This is a genomic window from Laspinema sp. D2d, assembly GCF_025370755.1.
GTDB lineage: Bacteria > Cyanobacteriota > Cyanobacteriia > Cyanobacteriales > Laspinemataceae > Laspinema.
This window is the reverse complement of the sequence record NZ_JAMXFC010000081.1, coordinates 1-2,159: the sequence shown is the minus strand read 5'-3', so window position 1 is coordinate 2,159 and position 2,159 is coordinate 1. Positions and strand designations below refer to the sequence as shown.

The window sequence follows — 2,159 nt, the reverse complement described above, 5'->3', positions numbered from 1 at the left end:
CTTCATCCGACCTGCCATCAGCCACCTCTATCAAATACTGCTTCCATCTTATGCTATTTCATTTTAAATTGGTATAACCGGGGTCGCCAATCCACACCAACGGCGACCCGAAAAATGGATGACAGTGAGACTGACTTAATTTCCCCTGACGCAATGCCTCCACCGGGTTTAACTCCTCCTGCATGATCAGGGGATTCAACTCTATCCCAGAAAGGTAGTACAATGACCCTGTACCCCCTTCCCTTGTCTCTGCCTTATGTTTTGGCCCGACGGACACACCCTGCAAAACGGTAAACTGGTGATTGAGCGCGTTCTCGGTCAAGGTGGATTCGGTATCACCTATAAAGCCATCCATCGCGGGTTTAACGCTCCAGTCGTGATTAAAACCCCGAACGCTTATCTCCGGAATGACCCAGAATATCCAAAATATGTGCAGCGTTTCATCCGAGAAGCCCAAACATTGGCTCAACTGGAACAGAACCCTCACCCCAATATTGTCCGGGTTAAGGATTTATTTGAGGAAGGGGATGCCCATTGTTTGGTGATGGAGTTTATCGAGGGAACGACCTTATGGGACTATGTGCAGCAGCGCGGCCCCCTGTCTGAGGCAGAGGCCCTGAGCTATATTCGTCCCATTGCCGATGCTTTGGTTCGGGTGCATGAGGTGGGCTTAGTCCATCGAGATGCTACCCCGGTGAATATTATGCTGCGGGATAATCGGCAGCCGGTTTTGATTGATTTTGGCATTTCCGGGGAGATTGTCCCCAAGTCCCTGAGTTCCAAAATGTTTGGCAATCGTGCTTTTGCGCCTTATGAACAGTTAATTAAGGGCGATCGCAACCCCACAGTAGATATCTATACCCTCGCCGCTTCCCTGTACTACCTCATTACCGGACAACTCCCCCAAGATTGTTTTTCCCGCAAAGTGGATGATGAGCCATTGATTGCTCCCAAAGACTTAGTGTCGCTCAGTCAGCCAATCAATGATGCGATTCTTACAGGAATGGAATTGCTCCCGAAAAAGCGCCTTGCTTCAATGGCAGATTTTTTACGGTTATTATCCCCTGCACCTGCCCCACCCGGTGAAAAAATCTACCATTACGAAATCATCACCCTCAATCAGCAAGGGGAAATCGCCCAACGGCAAAAGGGACAGAATCGAGGCGTTCTGGAAACCACCCTAGGCTTAAACCTAGAAATAGTGGTGATTCCTGCCGGAACATTCCTCATGGGATCCCCCAAGAATGAAGCGGAGCGAGATCGTGACGAAAGCCCGCAACATCGGGTCACTCTGCCAGAATTTTTGATGAGTCGCACGGCTATCACTCAAGCTCAATGGCGAATGGTTGCCCAACTGCCCCGAGTGATGCGCTCCCTACAGCCTGATCAAGCTTTCTTTAAAGGCAATCAGAATCCTGTAGAACAGGTGAGTTGGGAAGACTGTATCGAATTCTGCCTGCGGTTAAACCAAGCCACGGGTCAGCCCTACCGCCTCCCCAGTGAAGCGGAATGGGAATATGCCTGTCGGGCTGGAACCACTACCCCCTATTACTTCGGACCTACCCTCTCCCCCCAAGTCGCCAACTATGATGGCAATTACACCTATGGGCAGCGTAAAAAAGGGGAATATAGAGAAAAAACAATTCCTGTGGGCAGTTTAAATGCGCCGAATGCGTGGGGACTACACGATATGCATGGGAATGTGTACGAGTGGTGTTTAGATGATTGGCATTACAGTTATGAAGGTGCGCCAACCGATGGCAGCGCATGGATAGAGAATAATAATCATTCTCACAACAATATGGACTGGTTAAAAGATTTATTGAATAAAAAGTCAATAATAAAGCTGCTGCGTGGCGGTTCCTGGAGCTGCAACCCGTGGTACTGCCGTTGTGCCCATCGCAGCTACTACACTCGCCGCTTCTTCAACTGCAGGGGTTTTCGGGTGGTGGTCCCCAGCACTGCTTAACCCTCTACTCTTTTTCCCTCTTTTGGCGCTCCACGCCTTTTTTTATTTTTTTTATGATGACCCTCCACCCGATTATGGTTTGATAAAGAAAAGTAACTTATTGTTTACAAACGGGTGCGATTCGTTCACGCGAAAAGCGGAGGGTAATGCCCGAAGTGTGCGCGTGGTAATGGTCTCGGCAGACGCCGTG

2 protein-coding genes are annotated in these 2,159 nt (G+C 49.5%); both read left to right on the top strand.

Annotation, left to right across the window (positions count from 1 at the left end; translation table 11 throughout):
* On the top strand, nucleotides 1-186 hold a 186-nt coding region (locus NG796_RS26270; protein WP_261210455.1), incomplete at its 5' end, for a hypothetical protein.
* A gap of 70 nt (nucleotides 187-256) precedes the next feature.
* Nucleotides 257-1,969, top strand: a complete 1,713-nt coding sequence (locus NG796_RS26265) for a bifunctional serine/threonine-protein kinase/formylglycine-generating enzyme family protein (RefSeq protein ID WP_261210453.1) — start codon at nucleotides 257-259, stop codon at nucleotides 1,967-1,969.
* Nucleotides 1,970-2,159 lie beyond the last annotated feature (190 nt).